This window comes from Halomonas sediminis (assembly GCF_044871105.1).
Classification (GTDB): Bacteria; Pseudomonadota; Gammaproteobacteria; order Pseudomonadales; family Halomonadaceae; genus Vreelandella; species Vreelandella zhuhanensis.
This window is the reverse complement of the sequence record NZ_CP085246.1, coordinates 2,339,484-2,365,070: the sequence shown is the minus strand read 5'-3', so window position 1 is coordinate 2,365,070 and position 25,587 is coordinate 2,339,484. Positions and strand designations below refer to the sequence as shown.

At 55.1% G+C, this 25,587-nt stretch carries 17 protein-coding genes and 1 rRNA gene; 16 read left to right on the top strand and 2 right to left on the bottom strand.

The window, feature by feature from the left end; genetic code table 11:
• The first annotated feature begins 187 nt into the window (after positions 1-187).
• The 6 genes from LG290_RS11200 to LG290_RS11175 all read left to right on the top strand — a co-directional run bounded on the left by LG290_RS11200 (position 188) and on the right by LG290_RS11175 (position 9,920).
• Positions 188-1,870, top strand: a complete 1,683-nt coding sequence (locus LG290_RS11200) for an AMP-binding protein (RefSeq protein WP_499834887.1) — start codon at positions 188-190, stop codon at positions 1,868-1,870.
• 300 nt (positions 1,871-2,170) lie between these two features.
• Positions 2,171-6,145, top strand: a complete 3,975-nt coding sequence (gene hrpA / locus LG290_RS11195; protein ID WP_499837090.1) for an ATP-dependent RNA helicase HrpA — start codon at positions 2,171-2,173, stop codon at positions 6,143-6,145.
• Between the two features lie 120 nt (positions 6,146-6,265).
• Positions 6,266-7,387 carry a beta-ketoacyl-ACP synthase III gene (locus LG290_RS11190; RefSeq protein ID WP_499834886.1) on the top strand — a complete coding sequence of 374 codons (1,122 nt, stop codon included), beginning with the start codon at positions 6,266-6,268 and terminating at the stop codon, positions 7,385-7,387.
• Positions 7,388-7,413: 26 nt separating this feature from the next.
• Positions 7,414-8,160: an MlaA family lipoprotein gene (locus LG290_RS11185; RefSeq protein WP_499834885.1), complete on the top strand. Its 747-nt coding sequence runs from the start codon at positions 7,414-7,416 to the stop codon at positions 8,158-8,160.
• 55 nt (positions 8,161-8,215) lie between these two features.
• On the top strand, positions 8,216-9,412 hold the full coding sequence (locus tag LG290_RS11180) for a PP2C family protein-serine/threonine phosphatase (protein WP_160417978.1): 1,197 nt from the start codon (positions 8,216-8,218) through the stop codon (positions 9,410-9,412).
• On the top strand, positions 9,402-9,920 hold the full coding sequence (locus LG290_RS11175) for an STAS domain-containing protein (protein ID WP_499834884.1): 519 nt from the start codon (positions 9,402-9,404) through the stop codon (positions 9,918-9,920). The genes LG290_RS11180 and LG290_RS11175 overlap by 11 nt, the downstream gene beginning before the upstream one ends.
• Before the next feature lie 94 nt (positions 9,921-10,014).
• Here LG290_RS11175 and tal read toward each other — a convergent pair whose 3' ends face one another.
• Positions 10,015-10,953 carry a transaldolase gene (tal, locus tag LG290_RS11170; RefSeq protein WP_499834883.1) on the bottom strand — a complete coding sequence of 313 codons (939 nt, stop codon included), beginning with the start codon at positions 10,951-10,953 and terminating at the stop codon, positions 10,015-10,017.
• A gap of 127 nt (positions 10,954-11,080) precedes the next feature.
• Here tal and LG290_RS11165 point away from each other — a divergent pair, with 127 nt between their 5' ends.
• From LG290_RS11165 to pstB, 5 genes are all read left to right on the top strand, one after another.
• Positions 11,081-12,274, top strand: a complete 1,194-nt coding sequence (locus tag LG290_RS11165) for a multidrug effflux MFS transporter (RefSeq protein ID WP_499834882.1) — start codon at positions 11,081-11,083, stop codon at positions 12,272-12,274.
• Between the two features lie 137 nt (positions 12,275-12,411).
• A complete protein-coding gene (locus LG290_RS11160; RefSeq protein ID WP_499837089.1) occupies positions 12,412-13,425 on the top strand; it encodes a substrate-binding domain-containing protein in 1,014 nt (337 codons plus the stop codon).
• 156 nt (positions 13,426-13,581) lie between these two features.
• On the top strand, positions 13,582-14,832 hold the full coding sequence (gene pstC, locus LG290_RS11155) for a phosphate ABC transporter permease subunit PstC (protein WP_499834881.1): 1,251 nt from the start codon (positions 13,582-13,584) through the stop codon (positions 14,830-14,832).
• A gap of 18 nt (positions 14,833-14,850) precedes the next feature.
• Positions 14,851-16,017: a phosphate ABC transporter permease PstA gene (pstA, locus tag LG290_RS11150; protein WP_160417983.1), complete on the top strand. Its 1,167-nt coding sequence runs from the start codon at positions 14,851-14,853 to the stop codon at positions 16,015-16,017.
• A gap of 60 nt (positions 16,018-16,077) precedes the next feature.
• Positions 16,078-16,884: a phosphate ABC transporter ATP-binding protein PstB gene (gene pstB / locus LG290_RS11145; protein WP_160418019.1), complete on the top strand. Its 807-nt coding sequence runs from the start codon at positions 16,078-16,080 to the stop codon at positions 16,882-16,884.
• Positions 16,885-16,950: 66 nt separating this feature from the next.
• Here pstB and LG290_RS11140 read toward each other — a convergent pair whose 3' ends face one another.
• Entirely contained in the window at positions 16,951-18,138 is a 1,188-nt protein-coding gene (locus tag LG290_RS11140; RefSeq protein WP_499834880.1) for an acetyl-CoA C-acyltransferase, read from the bottom strand.
• A gap of 115 nt (positions 18,139-18,253) precedes the next feature.
• Here LG290_RS11140 and LG290_RS11135 point away from each other — a divergent pair, with 115 nt between their 5' ends.
• The 5 genes from LG290_RS11135 (at position 18,254) to LG290_RS11115 (ending at position 25,546) form a co-directional block, all read left to right on the top strand.
• Positions 18,254-18,832: a TetR/AcrR family transcriptional regulator gene (locus LG290_RS11135; protein WP_499834879.1), complete on the top strand. Its 579-nt coding sequence runs from the start codon at positions 18,254-18,256 to the stop codon at positions 18,830-18,832.
• Between the two features lie 218 nt (positions 18,833-19,050).
• Complete coding sequence (locus tag LG290_RS11130) at positions 19,051-20,721, top strand: AMP-binding protein (protein ID WP_499834878.1); 1,671 nt, start codon at positions 19,051-19,053, stop codon at positions 20,719-20,721.
• 24 nt (positions 20,722-20,745) lie between these two features.
• Positions 20,746-21,513, top strand: coding sequence for an SDR family NAD(P)-dependent oxidoreductase (locus LG290_RS11125; protein ID WP_499834877.1), 768 nt, complete (start codon positions 20,746-20,748; stop codon positions 21,511-21,513).
• A 214-nt stretch (positions 21,514-21,727) separates the two neighbouring features.
• Positions 21,728-23,533 (top strand): acyl-CoA dehydrogenase C-terminal domain-containing protein, encoded by a 1,806-nt coding sequence (locus LG290_RS11120; protein WP_499834876.1) that lies wholly within the window; start codon positions 21,728-21,730, stop codon positions 23,531-23,533.
• 479 nt (positions 23,534-24,012) lie between these two features.
• Positions 24,013-25,546, top strand: a 16S ribosomal RNA gene (locus tag LG290_RS11115).
• Positions 25,547-25,587 lie beyond the last annotated feature (41 nt).

Genomic DNA, 25,587 nt, shown 5'->3' with positions numbered 1-25,587 from the left:
CCAGCCGTTAGAGCTTGCTTGATACAAGAATGAAACGAAAGTTTCAATCGGTCGTTTTACACGCCGCGGCGGGTCGTTTATCGTGTAGGCCTGAACTTGGCAAGGCGTTACAGCTTGCCGGAGTCGTTGAACGAGTAAAATAACAAGGTCGGTGATAGTACATCGACATGCATAGCGGAGATCGCCCATGAACGACCATGCCAATGCCCCGATTCTGCGCGGCCCAGCGCTTGAAGGGCTGGATCAGTATGATTCCGTCACGGATGTTTTTCATGCGGCAGTCAGCCGCTTCAAGGAAAAACCGGCGTTTTCCTGCATGGGGCAGACATTGACGTTTGCTGAACTGGATCGCCTGTCGGGTGCTTTTGCCGCCTGGATTCAACACGAAACCGACCTTGAGCCCGGCGATCGCGTGGCCATTCAACTGCCTAACGTCTTGCAGTTTCCAGTGGCTGTATTCGGCGCCCTGAGGGCAGGGATGGTGGTGGTCAATACCAATCCGCTTTACACCGAACGGGAAATGGCTCATCAATTCAAAGACTCGGGAGCCAAGGCCATCCTGATCCTGGCCAACATGGCCGATAAGCTGGAAAAGATCCTGGACAAGACCGAGATCAAGCATGTGCTGGTCACTCAATTGGGCGACATGCACGGCTTCCCCAAGCGCCTGTTGATCAATGCAGTGGTCAAGCACGTCAAGAAGATGGTGCCTGCCTATTCATTGCCGGGAGCGATAGATTTTCGCGCAGCGCTGAAAAAAGGCGATTCGTTAACCTCCGAAGACGTTCATCGCTTCCCGGGCGACCTGGCGGCACTGCAATACACCGGCGGTACCACGGGCATGCCCAAGGGCGCCATGCTGACCCACCGTAATCTGGTGGCGAACATGCTTCAGGCGCGTGCGGCCATCGGCACGCACCTGACCGATGGTGAAGAGCTGATCATTGCGCCGTTGCCGGTCTATCATATCTACACCTTTACGGTGAATTGCCTGTTTCTCATGGAGACCGGTAACCACTCGGTGCTGATTCCCAACCCCAGAGATCTGGATAATTTCGTCAAGGAACTTAAAGGTGTTCCGTTCACCGGCTTTATCGGACTGAGTACCTTGTTCAATGCGTTATGCCGCAGGGATGATTTCAGGCAGCTGGATTTCTCTAAGCTCCATTTGACCATTTCAGGTGGGATGGCGTTGACCAAGGCCGCGGCCAAACGCTGGGAAGAAGTGACGGGTTGCCCGATAGCCGAAGGCTACGGGCTGACCGAAACCTCGCCGATCGTCAGTTTCAACCCTACCAATGCGATTCAGCTGGGAACGATTGGTAAACCGGTCGCGGGAACAGCGGTGAAAATAGTGGATGCCGATGATAACGATGCACCCTTCGGCGAGTCTGGCGAGCTATGTGTTCAAGGCCCGCAAGTCATGAAAGGCTATTGGAAGTGTGAAGACCAGACGGCCGCCTCCATCGATGAGAATGGCTGGTTCCGTACCGGTGATATCGCCACGATCCAGGATGATGGCTACATTCGTATCGTCGACCGCAAGAAGGACATGATTCTGGTCTCAGGCTTCAATGTGTATCCCAATGAAATAGAGGATGTGGTCGCGGGACATCCGGATGTACTGGAATCAGCGGCCGTCAGTGTGTCGGATGACGATAGCGGCGAGGCCATCAAGCTGTTTGTGGTCACCCGCAATGAAAGCCTGGATGCGGAGACCCTGCGCCGTTGGTGCAAGAAGGAACTGACTGGTTATAAAGTACCCAAGTACGTCGAATTTCGTGATGAGTTGCCCAAAACCAATGTGGGCAAGGTTCAACGTCGTCAGTTGCGCGATGAACAAAGCATAAAAGACGCGGAAAAAGTTTGATGCACCTGATGTCGAATGCCTGACGCCTCTCTCGATGGTTCCGTTGCCAGGTAGGTTTTTTCCTGGGGCGTTAGGCGCAGCTCAGGCTGTGACGTTACAATGGCATGCCCGCTTCCGTTATCGGAGCGGGCATGTTTTTTAGGGGAGATTTTCTGTTTTTACGTGTCGAATAGGTTTCTTGAACATTCGTCTTGAGCATTTGTTTGAACGACTGTTTCGAGCCTATGTTTCAAGCTATGTTGCAAATACTGCGGAGCTAGCCAACCCATCGTGACTACCCAATCCCGTCAAACCCCAGCCATGACTGATACCGATGCCCTTCATGCGCTCAAGCAAGGCTTGTCGAGCGTGATGCTGCGCGATGTCCAGCCACTCGAGCAGCGGCTGGCAGGGTTGACCCGCCGCGCTCGGGAAGGCAAGCCGGTGGATCGTGGTATTCAGGAAGTTTCGCGCGACCTGCAGCGCTCCCAGGCCGCCTTGGCCAAGCGCCAGGCACAGCCTGTCGCATTGAACTACCCACAAACATTGCCCGTCGTTGAGCGGCGTGAAGATATTCTCGAGGCGCTGCGCAACCATCAAGTGGTGGTGGTGGCCGGTGAAACCGGTTCCGGGAAAACCACCCAGTTACCCAAGATATGCTTGGAACTGGGGCGCGGACGACGCGGCATGATTGGCCATACCCAGCCCCGCCGGCTGGCCGCTCGCAGCGTGGCCACGCGTCTGGCGGAGGAACTGGAAGTCCCCTTGGGCGAACAGGTCGGCTATCAGGTGCGCTTTCACGACCAGAGTAGTGATACCACCCTGATCAAGCTGATGACCGACGGTATCTTGTTGGCTGAAACCCAGCATGATCCACTGCTCCAGCGTTATGACACCATCATCATCGATGAGGCCCATGAACGTAGCCTGAACATCGATTTTCTGCTCGGTTACCTCAAGCGGCTGCTGCCCAAGCGCCCCGAACTGAAAGTCATCATTACCTCGGCGACCATCGATGTGGATCGTTTTTCAGCGCATTTCGGCACGCCCGCCGTGCCGGCACCGGTGGTCGAAGTCACCGGTCGCACCTATCCGGTCGATGTGCATTATCGGCCCTTGGTGCGCGAAGCTGACGATGAAGAGGACCGCACGCTTCAGGAAGGCGTCCTGCATGCGGTGGAAGAGATCGAGACCATCGAGCGCGCCAAGGGCTGGTTGCATGGCCCGCGCGATGTATTGATATTTCTCCCCGGCGAGCGTGAAATCCGTGAAACCGCCGACACCCTGCGGCGAGCCGACCTCAGAGGCACGGAAATATTGCCTCTGTACGCCCGGCTTTCCAATGCAGAGCAAAACCGAGTGTTCGCCCCCCACTCGGGTCGGCGTATCGTTCTGGCCACCAATGTGGCGGAAACATCGCTGACGGTGCCCGGGATACGCTACGTGATCGACCCGGGGCTGGTGCGTATCAGTCGTTACAGCTACCGCGCCAAGATCCAGCGGTTACCGGTGGAGCCGGTCAGCCAAGCCAGTGCCAACCAGCGGAAAGGGCGCTGCGGGCGTATCGCGGAAGGGGTGTGCATTCGTCTTTACGATGAAGACGATTTTCTTGCACGCCCGGCGTTTACCGATCCGGAAATTCAGCGTACCAACCTGGCGTCGGTGATACTTTCCATGCTCGCCCTCAAACTGGGCGATATTGAAGACTTTCCGTTCGTCGATCCGCCTGATGCACGCTTTATAAAGGACGGCTTTCGCCTGCTGTTCGAGCTGGGGGCGGTGAACGACCAGCAGAAATTGATGCCGCTGGGGCGCAAGCTGGCGCGCTTGCCTATCGACCCGCGCCTGGCCCGCATGGTGTTGGCTGGTGCGGAGCGCGGCGGACTACGCGATGTGCTGGTGGTGGTATCGGCCTTGGCGGTGCAGGATCCGCGTGACCGACCGGCGGATAAACGCCAGGCGGCGGATCAGGCGCATCAGCGCTGGCATGATCCGGAATCCGATTTCGTGGCGCTACTCAACCTCTGGCATGGTTTCGAGAACGCGCGTAACGAGCTTTCGGGCAACCGGCTGCGACGCTGGTGTCGCGAGCATTATCTTAATTATCTGCGTCTGCGTGAGTGGCACGACACTTTCCGCCAGTTGCGCCAGCTGCTGCGCGATATGCAAATCGAAGTGCCCCCGCCGGCACCGCGCAATGATGACGAAAGTGAAGAGCAGGCGCGCCAGGTCCGGCGCAAGACCTCCGGCAACCTGCATCAGGCACTGCTTTCAGGCTTGCTTTCCAACCTTGGGTTGCTCCTGGAAAACCGGGAATATCAGGGTGCTCGCAATCGCAAGTTCATGATCCATCCCGGCTCGGGACTGTCCAAAAAGACACCCAAATGGATCATGGCCTTCGAGTTGGTGGAAACTTCGAAGCTATTCGCTCGTACCGTGGCCAAGATTGACCCACAGTGGATCGAGCCTCAGGCCGAGCATCTGGTCAAGCGCTCCTGGAGCGAGCCGCACTGGGAAATGAAGCGCGCCCAGGTTGTGGCCTTTGAGCAGGTGACCCTATTCGGCTTGCCGATCGTCGCGCGGCGCAAAGTGCATTACGGCCCGATAGCCCCGGTTGAAGCCCGTGAAATTTTCATCCGCCGGGCCTTGGTGGAAGGTGAGTTTCACACGCAGGGAGAATTCTTTGCTCATAACCGCGATCTGATCGGGGAAGTGGAGGCGCTGGAAGATCGTGCCCGCCGACGCGACATTCTGGTCGATGAAGAGACTCTGTTCGCTTTTTACGACGAGCGGATTCCTGAGGGCGTCTATAACGGCAAGAGTTTCGAGCATTGGCGCAAACAAGCGGAAAAGGATGCCCCGGGCCTACTCAAATTCGATCGCGAGGCGCTACTGGCTCGTGAAGCTCAGGACGTTACTCAGGTCCAATATCCGGATCAGATTACCCTGGCGGGAGTCACTTATCCGCTGAGGTACCATTTTGCCCCTGGCTCGGAAGACGACGGCATCACCCTGACTGTACCTGCTGCCATGCTGCCCCAACTGCCCAAGGCACAGCTGGAGTGGCTGGTGCCGGGGCTATTGCGGGAAAAATGTATTGCGCTGCTCAAGTCGCTTCCCAAGGCGGTGCGTCGCCAGGTAGTACCGATTCCTGACTGGGTGGATGCCGCTCTGGAATCCTTGTCACCGGAAAACCGACCTCTGACCGAAGCGTTGAGCGAGTTTATCCGCAAGCGCACGGGAACCCGGGTGCACCCGGATGATTGGCGCCTGGATCAATTGGAGCCGCACCTGGTCATGAATCTGCAGGTGGTCGATCATGAAGGCCACCTCTTGGGCCAAGGGCGTGATGTGCGTGCCCTGGAGCAACGTTTTGAAGCGGCGGCAGGCGAGGGCGCTCGTGCGCTGGCGCAACAGGCCGCCGATGAACCGGCGGTGGAAGGCTTGCCGGTGGCGCCGTTACCCGCATCGCGCGTGACCACCCAGGCGGGGATTCGTGTGGAAGCGTATCCGGCGCTGGTACCGGAGAAAGGCAGCTTTCGAGTGGAGCTTTTCGATCATCCCGACAAGGCGCACCAGGCGCATAGTGAAGGCATCGCCCGACTGGCCATGGCCCGTTTGCCGGAAGAGGTCAAGCGAATTCGCCAGCTCAAGGGCATGGATACCTGCGCCTTGCTGTTTGCCAAGGTGGGCAGCAAGCAGGCGTTGGTGGAAGACATCACCTTGGCGGTGTTCAATGAGGTAATGGCGAAAGCGCCATTGCCACGTTCGGAAAGTGAGTTTGTCGCTCGTCTGGAGGGCGCCGCTAGTGAACTGCTCGAACAGGCTGAGGCTAAGCTGGCCCAGGTCAAACCCGCCTTGGAAGGTCATCTGGCGGTTACCAAGGCTCTCAAGGGAAACCTCAATTTCGCTTTGGCGCTGGTTTATAATGACCTGAAAGCTCAGATGCAGCGCCTGGTGTATCCAGGCTTCATCAGCGATGCTGGTGATTGGCTCAAGGAATACCCACGTTATATGGAGGGTGCCTTGATTCGCCTGGAAAAAGCGCCCCGTGAACGAGGCCGCGATCAACTGATGATGCACGAGGTTCAAGCCTTGGAAGCACGCTGGGACGCTCGACGTGAAAGCGAACGGCGTGGAAAGGTGGAGGATCCGGCGCTGGTGGAATTCGGCTGGTGGCTGCAGGAGTTACGAGTTTCGCTGTTCGCCCAGCAACTGGGTACCTTGATGCCGGTATCGGTCAAGCGGCTGGAAAAACGTTGGCAGGAAATTACCGGTCTCCCTGCCGCTACTTAGGCAGCACTGGCAAAACATGTCGCAAAAGCACACAGTAAGCAATACCCGCTTACCGGATGACCGACACTGACGTCCATAGGCGTTCGGGTTAGACATGCGAGCGGCTAAAAGGAGAAGCGCATGACAAACGTGGTGATTACCGGGACGGGACTTTATACGCCGGAACACGCCATTGGTAATGATGCCCTGGTCGCAGCGTTTAATGCTTGGGTAGATCTCGAAAACGCTCGATACGCCCAGGCGATCGCCAGCGGTGAACGTCAACCATTGGCGTATTCAAGCAGTGAATTCATTGAAAAAGCCTCCGGTATCAAGAGCCGCTATGTGATGGATGCCGATGGTATTCTCGACCCCAGGCGTATGCGCCCACGCTTACCTCAACGCGCTAATGACGAGCCTTCCATTCAATGCGACATGGCACTCGAGGCAGCTCATGAGGCATTGCTTGATGCTTCGGTCAAGGCCGCGGATATCGAGCTGGTAATTGTGGCTTGCTCCAATCTTGAGCGTTCTTATCCAGCGGTTGCCGTGGAGTTGCAGCAGGCATTGGGCGCTGCGGGGTACGGGTTCGATATGAACGTAGCCTGCAGTTCGGCCACGTTTGCTATGGAAACGGCGGCCAATGCGATTGCCTCGGGCAGTATCAAGCGGGCGTTAGTGGTTAATCCGGAAATTTGTTCCGCCCATCTCAATTTTTGTGACCGTGACAGCCATTTCATTTTCGGCGATGCTTGTACAGCCATGGTATTGGAAGCCGATAGTGTCGCGGTGGCTGAGACGCGTTTCAGCATCTTGGGAACGCGTCTGGTGACGCGTTTTTCCAATGCCATCCGTAATAATGCCGGTTTTCTGAACCGGGTGACCGATAGCGATCCTTTGGCTGAAGATAAGTTATTCGTGCAAGAGGGCCGGCGTGTTTTCAAGGAAGTATGTCCCATGGTAGCCGCGCTGATCACTCAGCATCTGGCATCGCTGGAACTTGCCGGTAGCGACCTGGCACGCCTGTGGCTCCACCAGGCCAATCGTCACATGAATGATTTGATTGCGCGCAAGGTGCTTGGTTATGAGCCTGACGAAACTCAAGCACCGGTGATCCTGGATCGTTATGCCAATACCAGTTCGGCGGGGTCGATTATCGCTTTCCATCTGCACCGTGCTGACTTGAAACCCGGCGATCTCGGGGTCATCTGTTCGTTCGGGGCAGGGTATAGTGCCGGCAGCATCGTGGTACAACGCCAATAATGGCGGCTCAAAGAGGTGGTTTCATCATGTTTAATAGAGTACGCGGCCCATTGTTGCTGATGATGAGTCTCGCATTGCTTTCGGGATGCGCAGGCGCTCAGGTGGCAGAAGAAAGACATCCTGATGACCCTTGGGAGGGCTTTAATCGTCGGGTATTTGCTTTCAATGATGTGGTGGATCGTTACGCCCTGCGTCCGGTGGCTTCGGGCTATGCCAAGATAACTCCACAGCCGGTTCAAACCGGTGTGGGTAATTTCTTTTCCAACTTGGGAGAAGTACGCACGGCGCTCAATAGCGTGTTGCAAGGCAAGCCAGGCAACGCTGGTGTAGCAACTTCTCGATTCCTGATCAACTCAACGGCCGGGATCGGTGGGCTGTGGGATGTCGCCACGCCCATGGAGATTACCGGTCGGGAAGAAGACTTCGGCCAAACGCTGGCTGTTTGGGGATGGGGGGACTCGCGCTACCTGGTGTTGCCGTTTTTAGGCCCGAGTACCTTGCGTGATACCTCCGGTATGCCGGCTGATATGGCTACCTATCCGCTCACCTACGTTGAAGACGATGCCCTGCGCATCGGCTTGACTGCGTTGCGCGTGATCGATGCGCGAGCAGGGTTTCTGGAGCAGGAGGAACTTATTTTCGGAGAGCGTTATAGTTTTGTCCGTGATACCTACCTCCAGAGCCGCCGATACCAGATCAACGACGGGGAAACGGGCGCCGATCCTTTTGCTGCCGATGATTTCGAGTTCGATGACGCGGACTTTGATGAGTGAGGTGTTCGCGAGCAAGGATGTCAATGCTGAGGATTTCGCCGACTGAGGCCTTTTCATGGTTAATACCAAGCATTTGATTGCCGTGATCGATGAGCCCGGCCATGAGCGTGATGCTCTGGCTGAAGCGATTACCTGTGATGGGATGTCGGTTTTCGCCACGGACAATATCGCCATGCTGCCGCGTAGAACAGCGCTGATCGTAGCGCATGCGCGTGCTGTGCCGCGGCAGAACTGGTCACAGCTTACGCGACGCTTGCCTACTCTGGTCGTCAGCGATGCGCGACAGGATGCCGATCTGATCAAGGCGGTGGATGTGGGGTTGGTGGACTATATCGTGCACCCGCTGCGTCATACAGAGTTATTGCGTCGCATGATTCGCAAAGCCATCGAACTGCATCAATTATCGGAAGAGCGCGAGCGCGATCGTGAACGTCTGGCCGAGCTCAACGAAAGTCTGGAAACCCACTTGGCGCTGTTACGGATGGATCAGCAAAGTGGTAGCCACATCCAACGGCGTCTGTTACCGTCGCGACCGAAAATACTCAATGACGTGAGTTTTGATTATTGGTTTGCTCCCTCGCTGTATCTGTCCGGGGACTTTCTCGACTATCAAGCATACAACGAGCGTTATAGCGCCTTTTATTTTGCCGATGTTTCAGGGCATGGCGCTTCTTCGGCCTTTGTAACGGTATTGCTGAAATATCTATGCAATCGCTGGTTAAGTGAGTGGGACGGTGAGCATCCTGAAACATTGGCACCCAACTGGCTGGCGGCACTGAATCGCGAATTACAGGGTACCGATATCGGTAAGCATGCCACCTTGTTTGTGGGTATCATTGATCATGAAGCGCATTATTTACACTATTCGCTTGGAGCACAGCTCCCCATGCCACTGCTGGTAACTGAAGACACCTTGCAACGGTTGCCTGGCGAGGGGATGCCGGTGGGGTTGTTTCCCGATGTGGAATATCCTGCCTTGGGGTGGCCATTACCGCCTGATTTTCGGTTATGGCTGTGTTCCGATGGAGTGTTGGAATGCTTGCCGGGTGCCACACTTGACACGCGGCTCAAGGAGCTTGAGCAATTGGCAAGTAAGAGTGTCTCGCTTGAGCAGTTGCGGGAGCGCTTGGCGCTGGGCCACGTCGCCTGTTCGGAAGAAGAGGAGGCACAAGCCGAGGCCAATGGTGACCGTGATGCCCTGCCCGACGACCTGACAATCATGATGGTAAGCGGATTTGGTCATGCTGAGTGAAGAAGGCCGCGTGAAGGCGGCATTCGATTCCGGAGTTTTTGTCCTGAAACTGTGCGGCGACGTGCGTCTGACGCTATGTGCCACCCTCGATACTCAGGCTCAGCGATTGGCTGAAACACCGGGGTTGCATGCCGTGATGATTGACCTGCGAGAAGCCACCAATGTGGATTCCACCGCCTTGGGTTTTCTTGCCAAGGTGGCGATGGCGGTGAAAGGCCGTCTGGAGCAACCGCCAACCATTATTGCGGATAATCCTGATGTTCGCCAAATGCTCGATGTCATGGGTTTCGCCCGCTTTTTTACCTTGGTAGAAGCACCCTTTCAGAAAACGGCCATGCTCAATGGTGTGCTGGAAGAGCTGCCCGAAGTTCCTGCGGATGAAGAAGGGTTGCGCGAGCGCATATTGGAAGCACATCGTATCTTGATGCATATGAACGAGCATAACCGCGAGCAATTTCAACCTCTTGTCCAGATGCTTGAAGAGCGGGATGCCAGTTCGCATTCCTGAATTATCTTGTTGGCATCGTTTTTTCCGTCGTTGCGCTCTACTTCCAACCCGGTTTCCCGGGTCGGGGTTTAGCCAGCAAAGCACTATGGCTCGATCACGGCTGGCGCAAGGTAGCCAGTAGGCCTTCCAGCTTGCGTTGATCCGCCATGAACTTGCGAATTCCTTCACTGAGTTTGTCGCTGGCCATTTCGTCTTCGTTCATCTGCCAGCGGAACGTGGCTTGATCCAATGGCTCGCTGTGTGGTGCGTCAGCATCGGTTGGAACTAATTGGCGTTCAAGTGTGCCTTGCTGGCTTTCCAGTTCATCAAGCAATGTCGGTGAAATAGTCAGACGGTCGCAACCTGCCAAGGCGGTAATTTCCCCTAAATTGCGAAAACTCGCCCCCATCACAATGGTCTTGTAGCCGTGTCCCTTGTAGTGATCAAAGATACGTTTGACCGACTGGACGCCGGGGTCGCGTGAACCGCTGAAGTCCGCATCCGGGTTGCGTTGCTTGTGCCAATCGAGGATGCGACCCACGAACGGTGAGACTAGCGTGGCGCCAGCATCTGCGCACGCCTGAGCTTGCGTAAAGCTGAACAGTAGCGTGAGATTGGTGCGTATACCTTCTCGTTCGAGCAGTCGGGCGGCCTGAATGCCCTCCCAAGTAGCGGCGACCTTGATCAAGATGCGGTCGGCCTCCACACCTTGACGGGCGTAGTGCTCGATCAGTGACAGGGCTCGGTTGACGGTAGCGTCCCGGTCGAAAGACAACCTGGCACTCACTTCAGTGGAAACGTAACCTGGTACGAGAGCGCTTATTTCACTGCCTACTTCCACTGCGACACTATCCACCGCATTATCGATATCCGTGCTTTCTCGTGCGATTTCCGCCAGCCGTGCGCGGCGCGTTTCCTGCTGAGCTGCCTGTAGAATCAAAGAGGGATTAGTGGTGGCATCCTGGGGTGAGAAACGACGAATAGCGTCAAGATCACCGGTATCCGCGACCACTGTGGTCATTTGTTTGAGTTGCGAAAGCAGGCTATCTGCCATGGTGTCAGCTCCTTTGAGACGTTGCACTTACTGTAGCAAGGCATGGATAGCGCGAACAGTCACCGACAAACCAATAGAAAACGATTATTATTAGCTGGCTATCTAATTATACGTAAAGGAGTGCCTTTTGTTATTGAGTCCACGTCGGGTTGCGTTGTTGGTGGCGGCCAATACTGCACTGGCACCTTTCGCCATCGATGCTTATCTGCCTGCCATGGCGGCGTTGGCTGAAAGTATCGGTGCCAGTATTCACCGTACCGAACTTTCCATCAGTGTTTTCTTGTTCGGGTTCGCTCTAGGCCAGCTGATTTTCGGTCCGCTATCCGATCGTCTAGGCAGAAAACCGGTTCTTTTGGGCGGGCTTTTGGTCTTCTTCGTTGCCAGCTTGGCGATAATCAGTGTGGACAGTCTCTCCACCTTGCTTATATGGCGGTTTATTCAGGCACTGGGTGGTGGGGCCTGTGTGGTCAATTCCGCCGCTATCGTGCGCGACTGTTTCAGTGGGAGAGAAGCCGCCAAAGTCATGTCGACCATGGCGCTGATCATGATGTTGGCACCGTTGGTGGCTCCAACTGTAGGTAGCCTGTTGTTGTACGTGGCGGGTTGGTGGCTGATTTTCGGGTTTCTTGCAGTCTACGCCGCTTTTCTATTCTGGCTATTGGGAACGCGCCTGCCGGAAACCCGTGACATGAGCCAGCCAGTGGCCTCTCCACGCCAAGTGTTAGGTAACTATGCCAGCATACTGTCTCACCGCGAAGGGATGGGTTATGTCTGCGCGGTGGCAGCTTCTTTTGCTGGCTTATTTGCCTTCATTACCGCGTCCCCCTTTCTTTACCTGGAACATTTCGGACTTTCACCGGCCATGTATCCCGTGGTTTTCGGCGTTAACGTCCTGGGCATTGCATTATCCAACCGGGTGAACATTCAACTGCTGAGCCGAAGAACACCGCAGCAGAACCTACGGTTGGGCCTTACCGTGCAATGGGTGGCGGCGACAGCTCTGGTAATCGCCACAGCAACAGGCATGGCATCCTTGTACGTGGTGGTGCCATTAGTGATGTTGTTTACCGGGATGATAGGCATGATTTCCCCGAATGCGATTTCTTCTCTGCTGGACCACTTTGGTCACATCAGTGCGACTGCCACGGCATTATTGGGGTCTGTGCAGTTCAGCTGTGGAGCTTTGGCGGGCGTCATGGTGGGAGCATTCGAGGTGGAGAGCCTATGGCCGATGGTAGTGACCATGTTGGCGGCAGCAACGATCGGCAATATCGGGTTGCGTCTTCTGACCCCACCGGTGAATACATTAGCAAAAGTATAATTAAGCTGAAAAAGGGAGCTATCAGACAGAAATGCCGAAAAATTAAAAGTAAGCCCACCTGTCATGAAGATGTCATCGAACCGAGGCAAGGTATGCCTTGTGAAGGCCAGATTTCTTTGATGACAGGAGAAAGTTGCATGAACTGCATTCTCAAGACTACCGTGATCGCTGCTGCTGCAATGAGCGTTGCCGGTGTTGCTCAGGCGCGCGATCAGATCCGTATTGTTGGTTCCAGCACCGTTTACCCCTTTGCCAGTTACGTGACCGAAGAGTTTGGCGCTCTTACGAATTATCCGACACCGGTAATTGAGTCTACCGGTTCAGGTGGGGGTATTCGCCTGTTCTGTAACGGTGTTGGCGACGGTACACCGGATATCACCAACGCATCACGCCGCATGAAGGTTTCCGAATTCGAGCGCTGTGAAAAGAATGGTGTAACCGATATCACCGAAGCCAAGATCGGCTCCGACGGTATCGTTTTGGGACAATCCACTGAAAACGATGCGGCAGATTTCACCCTTGAGCATATCTTCCTGGCGGTAGCGGCTCAGGTGCCGGTTGATGGTGAGCTTGTCGACAACCCCTACACCAACTGGAGCGAGATTGATTCTTCGCTGCCGGATCGTGAAATCTCCATTTACGGCCCGCCCACCACATCGGGTACCCGTGACGCTTTCGAAGAGCTGGTCATGGAAGCTGCCTCCGAAGAGTTTGACCTCTACGGCGACGAAGGGTACACCGAAATTCGCTCTGATGGCGTTTACATCGACGCGGGTGAAAACGACAACCTGATCGTTCAGCGTTTGTCTGAAGACACCGAAGCCTTCGGCATTTTCGGTTATTCTTTCCTGGCTGAAAATCAGCGCACTATTCAAGGTGCCAGCATTGGTGGGGTTGAGCCGGAAGTTGAGGCCATCAGCTCTGGTGATTACCCAGTAGCTCGCTCACTGTGGTTCTACATCAAGAACCAGCACGCTGACGAAGTACCGCCGCTGTACGAATACGCCAATATGTTCATGGAAGAGCAGATGATTGGTGACGACGGCTACCTTGTCGATCTTGGCCTGATTCCGTTGCCGGAAACTGAGCGTGAGCAGGCGCGTCAACGCGTTGCTAATCAAGCCGAACTTACACTTGAAGACCTGAAGTAAGCCAGCTCTACTTTAGCGAAAGAGAGGCCGGCAGCTTGTGCTGCCGGCCTCTTGCTTTGCGACAGATGTTGTCATGGCACTTGTCACATTGCTGTCATGTTTTTGCCTCAAAGTAGCCTGGCAAACGGATTCATTGGTTAACCTGAGATATCAACGATGCAGACCAACCAGCTACTCTTGATTTTTTGCACTGTGCTCTTGCTGCTTGGGCTAGTGGCCTTTTTTGTCGGCCGAAAAAAAGCTTCACGCGTTCGCGCCTCAGGTGCCGCCATGTATGCACAGCCGGATCAGTATGCGTGGTTTGCGGTGCTTTCAACCGCAGGGCCTGCGGTGTTGGTCGGTGCTGTGGGCTCTTTCGCTTTATTGCTGCTAGGGGCGGATATTCCCCCGCTGTATTTGCTGGCAGCAAGCCTTGTGGTAGCGGCGGCCGGTTTAGCCGTAGGCGTAGCTCAGGTAAGGCCACAGTTTCATGCCCGCCAAGCCATTGAGCGGGTCATCCGCTGGATATTGGCAGGGGCGGCACTGATCTCGATCTTCACGACGTTTGGGATTCTGTTTTCGATTATTTCAGAGGCGCTGCGCTTTTTTCAGATGCACAGCTTCTGGGATTTCATCACCGGCACGACCTGGAACCCTGGTGCGAGCTTTTTAGCCTCAGCGGGCCGCGGTGACGGCGGCGACGCCGAGTTTGGTTCGGTACCGCTTTTTGCCGGTACCTTCATGATCACGCTGATCGCCATGCTGGTGGCCGTGCCGGTCGGGCTTATGTCGGCAATCTATATGTCTGAGTACGCCCCAAGCCGTGTCAGAACCATTGCCAAGCCGGTGCTTGAAGTCTTGGCAGGCATACCGACGGTGGTATACGGCTTCTTCGCCGCGATTACGGTGGCGCCGATTATTGTCAATATCGCAAGTTTCTTTGGCCTTGATGCCTCCTATAACAACGCCGTTGCCCCAGGTGTCGTGATGGGCATCATGATCATCCCGTTTATCTCCTCGCTGTCTGATGACGTGATTAACGCCGTACCCGACAGCATGCGCCAAGGATCGCTGGCACTGGGCATGACCAAAGGCGAAACCATTCGGGATGTGGTAATTCCTGCTGCGCTACCCGGGATTATTTCCGCCTCACTGTTAGGTATGTCGCGTGCGCTAGGTGAGACCATGATCGTGGTAATGGCAGCCGGTATGCGGCCCAATCTTACCGCCAATCCTCTGGAGGACATGACCACCGTCACCGTGCGCATTGTCGCGGCGCTAACCGGTGACCAGGAGTTTGCAAGTGCCGAAACGCTGTCCGCGTTCGCCCTTGGACTGGTGCTGTTTGCCGTAACGCTCACGCTTAATCTGGTGTCGGTGCTGATGATCCGCCGCTTCCGCGAAAAGTATCGCGTCAATAACCTGTAATGCCTGGGAACCGTTCCGATGAGCCAAACTTTTGACGATATCAGCCATCAGCTCAAGCGACGCCACCGCAAGTCAGCCCGTTTGAAGTGGATGTCCATGGGTGCTCTGGGGCTGGCGGGTCTTTTCTTGCTGTGGTTTTTCAGCGATATGCTGAACAAGGGCCTGCCCGCATTTCAGCAAGCCTATGTGCAAGCGGAAATGCACTACTCCGAAGAAGCCTCAAAGGATGGGCGTAAAGCTATCGACAAGGCGCTGGTGCCTGTTGTTAGCCGCACGGAGGTGCGGGGCATTCCGCTTATGTTGCGTAATAACCCTGACATGATAGGGGACCGTGAGACGCGCTGGTTACTCGCCAATAGTCAAGTCGATCAGTACTTGAAAGACCATCGTCATAAATTGAGTGGCAATGAGGTGGCAACCGTCGATAACTTGGTCGAATCAGGTCAAGTGGCACTTAAATTTAACCGCGCCTTTTTTACGCAAGGCGACTCCAAGATAGCGGAAAGTGCCGGGATTCTCTCGGCCGTAGTGGGTACGGTCATGACCATGATCGTTACCCTTGCAATTGCATTTCCCATCGGCGTGATGACGGCAATTTACCTTGAAGAGTTCGCACCGGATAACCGCTTTACCCAGGCTATCGAAATTAACATCAATAACCTGGCCGCCATTCCTTCGATTCTGTTTGGTCTGCTTGGATTGGCGATCTTTATTAACTTCTTCGGGGTGCCGCGTTCGTCACCATTAGCGGGTGGTATGACCTTGGCACTGATGACGCTGCCGGTGATCATTATTTCAACGCGTACTGCACTGCGAAGCGTGCCGGATTCGATTCGCCATGCCGCTTTCGGTGTGGGTTGCTCACGTTGGCAAGTGGTGCGGGATCATGTGCTGCCGCTGGCCATGCCGGGCATCATGACCGGTTCCATCATTGGCTTGGCACAAGCCATGGGGGAAACCGCGCCACTGATTATTGTGGGCATGGTGGCATTTATCCCTGACGTTGGCGCTTCCTTCACCAACGCGGCAACAGTGTTGCCAGCACAGATTTTCACTTGGGCGAGCGAGCCCGATCAAGCCTTTGTCGAAAAAACCGCTGGTGGCATTCTGGTGCTGCTCTCGATACTGATCTTCCTTAATGCAAGCGCTGTTGTGCTCCGCAAGAAATTTGAGCGTCGTTGGTAACCCAGGACGTCACAAAGGATACCGTTTATGAACAGTCAAGCACCTCAATTCAGTCAACAGATGGCGCCGACAGCAGGGCAGCCTTACACACGCAATGAGCAGGCATGCCATGACCTGAGTATTCGGGTGCGAGACCTGAACCTGTGGTATGGCAAGAATCAAGCATTGAAAAACTTGAATATTGATTTGTTTCAAAAAAATGTGACGGCATTGATCGGCCCCTCGGGTTGCGGTAAATCGACCTTTTTGCGTTGCTTGAACCGGATGAATGACCTGATTCCTAGCGTTCATACTGAAGGGCTGGTGGAAATGGATGGCCGGGACGTCAACGCCGCCAAGATGGATGAAGTGGCGTTGCGCCGCCGTGTCGGGATGGTGTTTCAAAAACCCAATCCCTTCCCTAAATCCATTTACGAGAATGTGGCCTATGCTCCGCGTATGCACGACCTGGTCAGCCGCAAAGTGGAACAAGATGAGTTGGTCGAAAAAGCCTTACGTGACGCAGGGCTTTGGCAGGAGGTAAAAGATAAACTACAAGAACCGGGCACATCTTTGTCCGGGGGACAACAGCAGCGCCTGTGCATCGCACGTGCGATTGCGGTGCAGCCCGATGTAATTCTGATGGATGAGCCAACCTCGGCCCTGGACCCAATCTCCACCGCGACGATCGAAGACTTGATGGACAAGCTGAAAGAGCAGTTCACCATCATCACCGTGACGCATAACATGCAGCAGGCAGCGCGAGTGGCTGATTACACAGCGTTTTTCCACCTAGGCGAGATTATTGAGTACAACGACACAAAGGTGATGTTCTCAACCCCAGCCAAGAAAAAAACCGAAGACTACATTTCTGGACGCTACGGTTAAGTCATCATTTTAAAGCGCCACCCACGCTGCCATGGGCAGCGTGGGTGAACAGCGTTCAGATGGTGCTTAGTCGATCAGTTCAACGGCAACGGCGGTGGCTTCGCCGCCTCCGATACATAGACTCGCGATACCGCGTTTGCCGCCCTTGGTGCGCAGTGCATGTATCAAGGTGGCTATAATCCGTGAACCGGTTGAACCAATAGGGTGACCTTGAGCGCAGGCTCCGCCGAAAACGTTGACCTTGTCGTGAGGTAGACCGAGATCGTCCATGGCCATGAGCGTGACGACGGCAAAGGCTTCATTGATTTCGAACAGGTCTACGTCATTGACACCCCAGTCGAGTTTCTTCATCAGTGACTCAATGGCGCCCACTGGGGCGATGGTGAACTCACTTGGATGACGAGAAAATGTGCTATGCCCCAGCATGCGAGCAATGGGTTTGGCACCATGTTTCTCGGCTGCCGCTCGGCTGGCCAGGATCAGTGCCGAGGCCCCATCGGAAATCGAGCTGGCATTGGCGGCGGTGATGGTGCCGTCCTTGGCGAATGCCGGACGCAGCGTTCTGATCTTGTCGAGCTTGGCCTGGAATGGCTGTTCGTCATGCTTGACCAGTGTTTCCCCTTTGCGATCTTTCACCAGCACAGGTGCCATCTCGGCGTCGAGATGCCCAGCATTGGTGGCTTCCATGGCACGTTCCAGCGAGGCAATGGCAAAGTCGTCCAGGCGCTCCCTGCCGTAATCTCGCTCAGTGGCAATATCCTGAGCAAAAACTCCCATCAGTTTGCCGGTTTCAGCATCTTCCAGGCCGTCCAGGAACATATGGTCCTTCAATTCGCCATGGCCGAGCCGGTAACCACTGCGTGCCTTGGTCAATATATGCGGGGCATTGCTCATGGATTCCATACCGCCGGCAAGTAGCAGGTCACCGCTGCCTGCCTTGATCAGGTCATGGGCGAGCATGGTGGCTTTCATGCCGGAGCCACACAGCTTGTTGATGGTAGTGGCGCCGCTGGCATCGGGAATGCCGGCCTGGCGCATGGCTTGGCGGGCCGGGCCTTGTTTGACACCGGCAGGCAGTACACAGCCCATGATGCCTTCCGTGATGCTGGCGGCATCGATGCCGGCTCGTTCAATCGCGGCCTTGATCGCGACCGCGCCGAGTTCCGGGGCACTCATGCTTGAAAGGCTTCCCATCATGCCTCCCATCGGAGTGCGGGTAGCGGCAATAAATACGATATCGTTGGCGTTGCTCATGGCAGACTCCTGCAAGTTTTTGTGATTGTCACGCTAAGTGAAAGTGGATGCGTTGACCCATCGTCAGTGCTGTGGTCTTCTCTCTGTAACCAAGCAAGCGCTAGTGTGAACGCCTATGAATGTAATAAATGCATCTCCTCGCCGCAAGGAATTGACTCGCCTTGCCGCCCAACTCTTCGTTCAAGAAGGTTTCGATCGGACCACGGTGCGCATGCTGGCCCAGGAAATGGGCATCAAATCCGGGAGTCTGTTTCATCATTTTAGAGATAAACAGGAAATTCTGGCGGCCGTGATTGAAGAGGGTACCCAGAATGCCCTGCATATCGCTCATCATGCCTTGGAACTGGCCGGCGATGATCCGGATTCGCGCCTGCGCGCGATGGCACGCGCTCACTTGGAAACCTTGTTTACCGATCGCAATGCGCATGTGGTGGCCCTGTTTGAATGGCGCCGCCTGGACCCTAGTGCCCGGGCACATTTAAGCCATTTGCGTGATGCTTATGAAACCTTATGGGTTCAAGTGATTGATGAAGCGCTGGAAGCAGGGCTTATCCATGGAGACCGCTTTCTCGTATCACGCTTTGTATTGGGCGCTTTGAATTGGACGGTGCGCTGGTATGACCCCAGCGGCTCGCGCAGTCCCGATGATTTGGCTGATGAATTAGTCTTCATGATCATGCCAAAAGCTCCTTGAGTGACGGCGAATCAAGAAGGGGGTTGCGACCATGGTCTAAGCGCTTAGCCCCTTAGATAGCTTGCTCTTAGGCGTGAATGCTTTTAGCGTTGCTCTAACCAGTTGGGTTCCGTTAACGTAAACGGATAATAAATAATAAGCGCCCAACGCATTAGACACCCCTTCAGCGCATTAAACGCTCTGCCGTATGCTCATAAACACAACACAAGAGAGCCATCATGACAGCGAAACATGACCAATTGCCTGATTATCACGACTACCTAGCCCATTTTTCTATCGATGACGTCATCGCACGCTTGGATGACCATAACGATGGCAAGTTCAATGCATACGAATCTTGTTGCGGTACCCATCTGCGTGCGGGTCGCGGTGATGTGCTTGCCTTGGTGCATGAAGACACCCAAGGCAACATCAACAAGTTGACCTATGCGGAACTTGATGCGCAAAGCGCCAAGCTGGCGGGCTGGTTCATAGCGCAAGGCCTGGGCGAAGGTGATCGTATTGCCTGCATGTTGCCGCGTTCACCGCAGCTATTGATTACAGTGTTGGCTGTCTGGCGGATCGGTGGCGTTTATCAGCCCTTGTTCACGGCTTTTGGGCCGGATGCGGTCGATTACCGCTTGGAGCGGGCCGATACCAGGCTGGTCATCACCGACCATGCCAATCGTTTTAAATTTGTCGGCCTGACCCAATGCCCACCGGTCTTAGCGGTGGGCGGTGCCATGCCTGAGCACACGGATGATCTGGACTGGGATGAGGCGCTTGCTCACGCTGCGATGACCGAACAGCCGCCTCGGCTGGCCCCGGAGAAGCCTTTCCTGCAGATGTTTACCTCGGGCACGGTGGGTAAATCCAAAGGAGTGGCGGTGCCACTGGCAGGTATGCCGGCATTTGCCTTGTATATGGAATTGGCTATCGGCCTGCGTGAGGAAGATCGTTTCTGGAATATGGCGGATCCGGGCTGGGCCTATGGCTTATACTACGCGATTGCCGGGCCATTGCTGTTGGGCGTAACCACGCATTTCTGTGAAGCCGGCTTCAGTGCTGAAGGCGCCATGGCATTCATGAAGCGTCATCATATTACCAACTTTGCCGCAGCCCCCACCGCTTATCGCCTGATGAAGGCCTCGGGACTTTTCGATACGGCTCATGAGACGCTCGAGTTGCGCGTGGCAAGTTCCGCCGGTGAGCCGCTCAACACCGAAGTAGTGACTTGGGTTGAGCGTGCCTTGGGTTGCCCGGTTATGGACCATTATGGCCAGACGGAAACCGGCATGACGTGCTGTAATCATCATGCGTTGGCGCATCCCAAGCATGTGGGCGCAATGGGCGTGCCAATGCCGGGCTATCGTTTGGCGATTCTGGATGCCGAATACAACGAATTGCCCCCTGGCGAGCCGGGCGTGTTGGCTGTGGATATTGCCAATTCACCCGCGCATTTCTTCCAGGGCTACACCTGGCAAGAAAAGAATCCCTTCGCCCATGGCTACTACTTGACCGGTGATGTGGTGCTATTGCAGGAAGATGGCACTTTCCAGTTTGCCGGCCGCGATGACGATATCATCACCACGGCAGGTTACCGGGTCGGTCCTACAGACGTGGAAAATAGTGTTCTGGCCCATGCCGCTGTCGCTGAATCGGCAGCCGTGGGTCAGCCGGACGAGATTCGTGGCGAAATTATCAAGTCATACATTGTGTTGCGTGAAGGCTTTACCGCCAGTGATGATTTGGCTGACGAAATACGCCAGCAAGTTCGTGAACGGCTCTCGACCCATGCTTTTCCTCGGGTGATCGAGTTTGTCGATGAGCTACCCAAGACGCCTAGTGGCAAGATTCAACGTTTCAAGTTGCGCGCCCAGGCGGCGGAAGAGTCTCAAAAAGATACCTAAGTACCTTCAATAGGAAAACCTCTCATGCAAGTCAAGGATAATACCTTTCTGATTACTGGGGCGGCATCCGGCCTGGGCGCAGCGACCGCAGAGCGCATTGTGGCAGCTGGCGGCAACGTCGTACTGTGTGATCTCAATGAAAGTGTCGATGCTCATGCCCAGATATTGGGGGAGGCCGCGAGAGCTTGCCGTGGCGATATCACCTCGGATGCCGATATGCAGAAGGCAGTGGACACGGCAGTGACTCTGGGAGGAGCGCGAGGCCTTTCGGGGGTTGTGCACTGTGCCGGGGTGGTCAGCGTGGCCAAGTTGGTCGACCGTGAAGGTAACCCTGCCGATCTCGATGCTTATGCCAAAACGATTCAGATCAACCTAGTGGGCACATTTAATGTGATGCGTTTAGCGGCGGCGGCGATGGCCAAGAATGCGCCAGGCGAAGATGGTGAGCGGGGCGTCATCATTAATACAGCTTCAATTGCCGCCTTTGATGGCCAGGTTGGGCAGTGCGCCTATAGTGCTTCCAAGGCGGGTGTTGTCGGTATGAGCCTTCCGGCGGCGCGTGAGCTTTCGCGGCACGGTGTACGGGTGATGGCGATTGCCCCTGGCGTATTTGAAACGCCTATGATGAGTGAAATTCCCGTTGAGGCTGCGCAGGTCTTGGCGGCTGCCGTGCCATTTCCGAAACGTTTGGGCAGGCCGGATGAGTTTGCTCGCCTGGCCGAGCAAATTATTACCAATTCCATGCTAAATGGTGAAGTAATCCGTTTGGATGGCGGTATCCGGATGCAGTAAATGCTTGACTGGTAGTGTTTTCCAAGCCTCACCGAATTAAATCGAGTGGGGTTTTTTGTTTTTGGAAAGCAGGCCGCGTTCGCTACAGAACTTGCAATTTCCAGCTAAAATTCAAACGAACGCTTGACTCTAAGTCTGCGGGGCGCTAGTTTTCAAACATGTGTTTGAAGGCGGTTTGACTGCTCTCATCGGTACTTAATTTAGGAGAAACAAGATGCCCAGCTACCAGGCCCCTCTACGTGATCTACGTTTTGTCATGAACGAAATGCTGGGTTATCCCGCTCATTACGCTCGCTTGCCGAGTGGCGACGAAGCTTCTCCAGAAACAGTGGATGCCATCCTTGAAGAAGGGGCGCGTTTTGCACGTGAGGTATTGCTGCCCTTGAACCAGAGCGGTGACGAAGAGGGGTGCCGGTTAGAAGGCGGCGAGGTCAAGGCGCCGAAAGGTTTCAGGGAAGCCTATCAGCAATATGTTGAAGGCGGCTGGCCGAGCCTGGCCGCCGACCCGGCGCAAGGTGGGCAAGGGCTCCCCCATTCGCTGGCTATGGTGCTTTCGGAGATGATATGTGCCACGAACTTGGCGTGGGGCATGTATCCGGGGTTGTCTCATGGTGCTGCTGATGCGCTACGCCACCATGGAACGGAAGAGCAGAAAGCCACATATCTGACCAAGCTGGTTGAAGGTGTGTGGACGGGTAGCATGTGTCTCACAGAGCCGCATTGCGGTACTGATTTGGGCTTGATCAAAACCCGCGCTGTGCCAGCGGATGACGGTGGTTATGATATTAGTGGCACCAAGATTTTCATTTCTGCCGGTGACCACGACTTGGCGGAAAATATTGTTCATCTGGTGCTTGCCAAGCTGCCTGATGCGCCGGAAGGCTCCAAGGGAATCTCGCTGTTCGTTGTGCCAAAGTACTTGCCTGATGCTGATGGCGGTTCTGGCGAACACAACGGCGTAGCGTGTGGATCCCTGGAACACAAGATGGGAATCCATGGTAATGCTACCTGCGTGATGAACTTCGACACGGCACGCGGTTATCTGGTGGGAGCGCCCAACAAAGGGCTGGCATGCATGTTTACCATGATGAACGCTGCCCGTTTGGGTGTGGGTATCCAGGGATTGGGGCTGGCCGAAGCAAGTTTTCAAAACTCGCTTGCCTACGCTCGCGATCGCTTGCAAATGAGAGCCCTTTCCGGCCCGCAGTCACCGGAAAAACCAGCCGACCCGATCATTGTGCACCCCGATGTTCGCCGCATGTTACTGACGCAAAAAGCGTTCGCCGAAGGCGGTCGTATGCTGGTGCTGTATACTGCCCAGATGTTGGATGTGGTTGAGCATGGTGAAGATCATGCAGAGCGTGAACGGGCTGAAACGTTATTGGGATTGCTGACGCCCATCGTAAAAGCCTTTCTCACTGAGGTAGGTTTTGAAGCTACTAATGAAGGGGTTCAAGTATTTGGTGGTCATGGCTTCATCCGGGAGTGGGGTATGGAGCAATTGGTGCGTGATGCGCGGATCACTCGACTGTATGAAGGAACTACCGGTATCCAGGCACTGGATCTACTGGGACGCAAGGTCCTCATGAGCCAGGGGGAGACGCTAAAGCTATTTACCAAGGAAATTCACCAGTTCTGCAAGGCGGAAGCTGATAATCCGGCGCTCAAGGCCTTTATCGAGCCCTTGGCAAAACTGAATGCTGAATGGGGCGAGCTGACGCTGGGTGTTGGTATGAAAGCGATGCAGGACCGAGAAGAAGTCGGAGCGGCGAGTGTCGATTATTTGATGTATTCCGGCTATGTGACCCTGGCTTATCTGTTTTCGCGCGCTGTAAAGCAAGCGAGTCAGTCGCTTGAAGGTGATGAGACAGCCTTCTACCAGGCAAAAATAGACACCGCGCGCTTCTACTTCCAGCGCTTGCTGCCCCGCACACGCGCGCACGCCGCCATGATCCAGGCTGGGGCAGGGTCGCTTATGGCAATATCCAGTGAAGATTTCGGCTGTGGCTTCGAGCTGTGATGTATTGAACTCGTTGGTTTGCGGTAGAGGAGAGTTCTACCGCTTTTTTATGCTTTTTTACACTGGGGGCTTGCCAGTGTCTCGGCCAGGGGGTAGAGTACGCATCCGCTGCCGGGAACGCCAGGCGTTTCCAGCGGTGAATGAGGTTGAAAAACCTCGGTTTGTCAGAGGGTTAGCAGTTTCGAGGTAACGCCACACGGCATCGAAATTGCCCGTTGACAACCACCCAGTAAAGCGTAGAATACGCTTTCTCGCTGAGGCCAAACGGTTACCGGTCTCGCGACAGCTCTTTAACAATTGATCAGGTAATTCATGTGGGCGCTTGCCGATGAGGGTGACAATGTCACCGAAAATCAAGGCAAGCGACTCAAGCAATAAGGTTTTTCGGAACCTGTGTTGAATGAAATCGTTTGAACCTTGAGCCAAGTTTGATCCACTTCTGTGACTTTCGAGTGACAGGCAAGGATCACAATGATTTGAAACTGAAGAGTTTGATCATGGCTCAGATTGAACGCTGGCGGCAGGCCTAACACATGCAAGTCGAGCGGTAACAGGCCCTTCGGGGCGCTGACGAGCGGCGGACGGGTGAGTACTGCATAGGAATCTACCCGGTAGTGGGGGATAACCTGGGGAAACTCAGGCTAATACCGCATACGTCCTACGGGAGAAAGCAGGGGCCTTTTGGCCTTGCGCTATCGGATGAGCCTATGCCGGATTAGCTGGTTGGTGAGGTAATGGCTCACCAAGGCGACGATCCGTAGCTGGTCTGAGAGGATGATCAGCCACATCGGGACTGAGACACGGCCCGAACTCCTACGGGAGGCAGCAGTGGGGAATATTGGACAATGGGGGCAACCCTGATCCAGCCATGCCGCGTGTGTGAAGAAGGCCTTCGGGTTGTAAAGCACTTTCAGCGAGGAAGAACGCCTGGCGGTTAATACCCGCCAGGAAAGACATCACTCGCAGAAGAAGCACCGGCTAACTCCGTGCCAGCAGCCGCGGTAATACGGAGGGTGCGAGCGTTAATCGGAATTACTGGGCGTAAAGCGCGCGTAGGCGGCGTGATAAGCCGGTTGTGAAAGCCCTGGGCTCAACCTGGGAACTGCATCCGGAACTGTCAGGCTAGAGTGCAGGAGAGGAAGGTAGAATTCCCGGTGTAGCGGTGAAATGCGTAGAGATCGGGAGGAATACCAGTGGCGAAGGCGGCCTTCTGGACTGACACTGACGCTGAGGTGCGAAAGCGTGGGTAGCAAACAGGATTAGATACCCTGGTAGTCCACGCCGTAAACGATGTCGACCAGCCGTTGGGTGCCTTGAGCACTTTGTGGCGAAGTTAACGCGATAAGTCGACCGCCTGGGGAGTACGGCCGCAAGGTTAAAACTCAAATGAATTGACGGGGGCCCGCACAAGCGGTGGAGCATGTGGTTTAATTCGATGCAACGCGAAGAACCTTACCTACCCTTGACATCCTGCGAAGCCGGAAGAGATTCTGGTGTGCCTTCGGGAGCGCAGAGACAGGTGCTGCATGGCTGTCGTCAGCTCGTGTTGTGAAATGTTGGGTTAAGTCCCGTAACGAGCGCAACCCTTGTCCTTATTTGCCAGCGGGTCATGCCGGGAACTCTAAGGAGACTGCCGGTGACAAACCGGAGGAAGGTGGGGACGACGTCAAGTCATCATGGCCCTTACGGGTAGGGCTACACACGTGCTACAATGGCCGGTACAAAGGGTTGCGAGCTCGCGAGAGTCAGCGAATCCCAGAAAGCCGGTCTCAGTCCGGATCGGAGTCTGCAACTCGACTCCGTGAAGTCGGAATCGCTAGTAATCGTGAATCAGAATGTCACGGTGAATACGTTCCCGGGCCTTGTACACACCGCCCGTCACACCATGGGAGTGGACTGCACCAGAAGTGGTTAGCCTAACGCAAGAGGGCGATCACCACGGTGTGGTTCATGACTGGGGTGAAGTCGTAACAAGGTAGCCGTAGGGGAACCTGCGGCTGGATCACCTCCTTAAACGACACGTCAGCCCTTGCGGCAAGCGCTCACAATGAATT

Bases quoted from the DNA above. Each gene is read 5' to 3' on its own strand.
- LG290_RS11185 (WP_499834885.1), top strand. From the start codon at position 7,414: ATGTTTAATAGAGTACGCGGCCCATTGTTGCTGATGATGAGTCTCGCA.
- LG290_RS11135 (WP_499834879.1), top strand. From the start codon at position 18,254: ATGAATGTAATAAATGCATCTCCTCGCCGCAAGGAATTGACTCGCCTT.
- LG290_RS11140 (WP_499834880.1), bottom strand. From the start codon at position 18,138: ATGAGCAACGCCAACGATATCGTATTTATTGCCGCTACCCGCACTCCG.
- LG290_RS11125 (WP_499834877.1), top strand. From the start codon at position 20,746: ATGCAAGTCAAGGATAATACCTTTCTGATTACTGGGGCGGCATCCGGC.
- LG290_RS11175 (WP_499834884.1), top strand. From the start codon at position 9,402: ATGCTGAGTGAAGAAGGCCGCGTGAAGGCGGCATTCGATTCCGGAGTT.
- hrpA (WP_499837090.1), top strand. From the start codon at position 2,171: ATGACTGATACCGATGCCCTTCATGCGCTCAAGCAAGGCTTGTCGAGC.
- pstC (WP_499834881.1), top strand. From the start codon at position 13,582: ATGCAGACCAACCAGCTACTCTTGATTTTTTGCACTGTGCTCTTGCTG.
- LG290_RS11200 (WP_499834887.1), top strand. From the start codon at position 188: ATGAACGACCATGCCAATGCCCCGATTCTGCGCGGCCCAGCGCTTGAA.
- tal (WP_499834883.1), bottom strand. From the start codon at position 10,953: ATGGCAGATAGCCTGCTTTCGCAACTCAAACAAATGACCACAGTGGTC.
- LG290_RS11130 (WP_499834878.1), top strand. From the start codon at position 19,051: ATGACAGCGAAACATGACCAATTGCCTGATTATCACGACTACCTAGCC.
- LG290_RS11160 (WP_499837089.1), top strand. From the start codon at position 12,412: ATGAACTGCATTCTCAAGACTACCGTGATCGCTGCTGCTGCAATGAGC.
- LG290_RS11190 (WP_499834886.1), top strand. From the start codon at position 6,266: ATGACAAACGTGGTGATTACCGGGACGGGACTTTATACGCCGGAACAC.
- pstB (WP_160418019.1), top strand. From the start codon at position 16,078: ATGGCGCCGACAGCAGGGCAGCCTTACACACGCAATGAGCAGGCATGC.
- pstA (WP_160417983.1), top strand. From the start codon at position 14,851: ATGAGCCAAACTTTTGACGATATCAGCCATCAGCTCAAGCGACGCCAC.
- LG290_RS11180 (WP_160417978.1), top strand. From the start codon at position 8,216: ATGGTTAATACCAAGCATTTGATTGCCGTGATCGATGAGCCCGGCCAT.
- LG290_RS11120 (WP_499834876.1), top strand. From the start codon at position 21,728: ATGCCCAGCTACCAGGCCCCTCTACGTGATCTACGTTTTGTCATGAAC.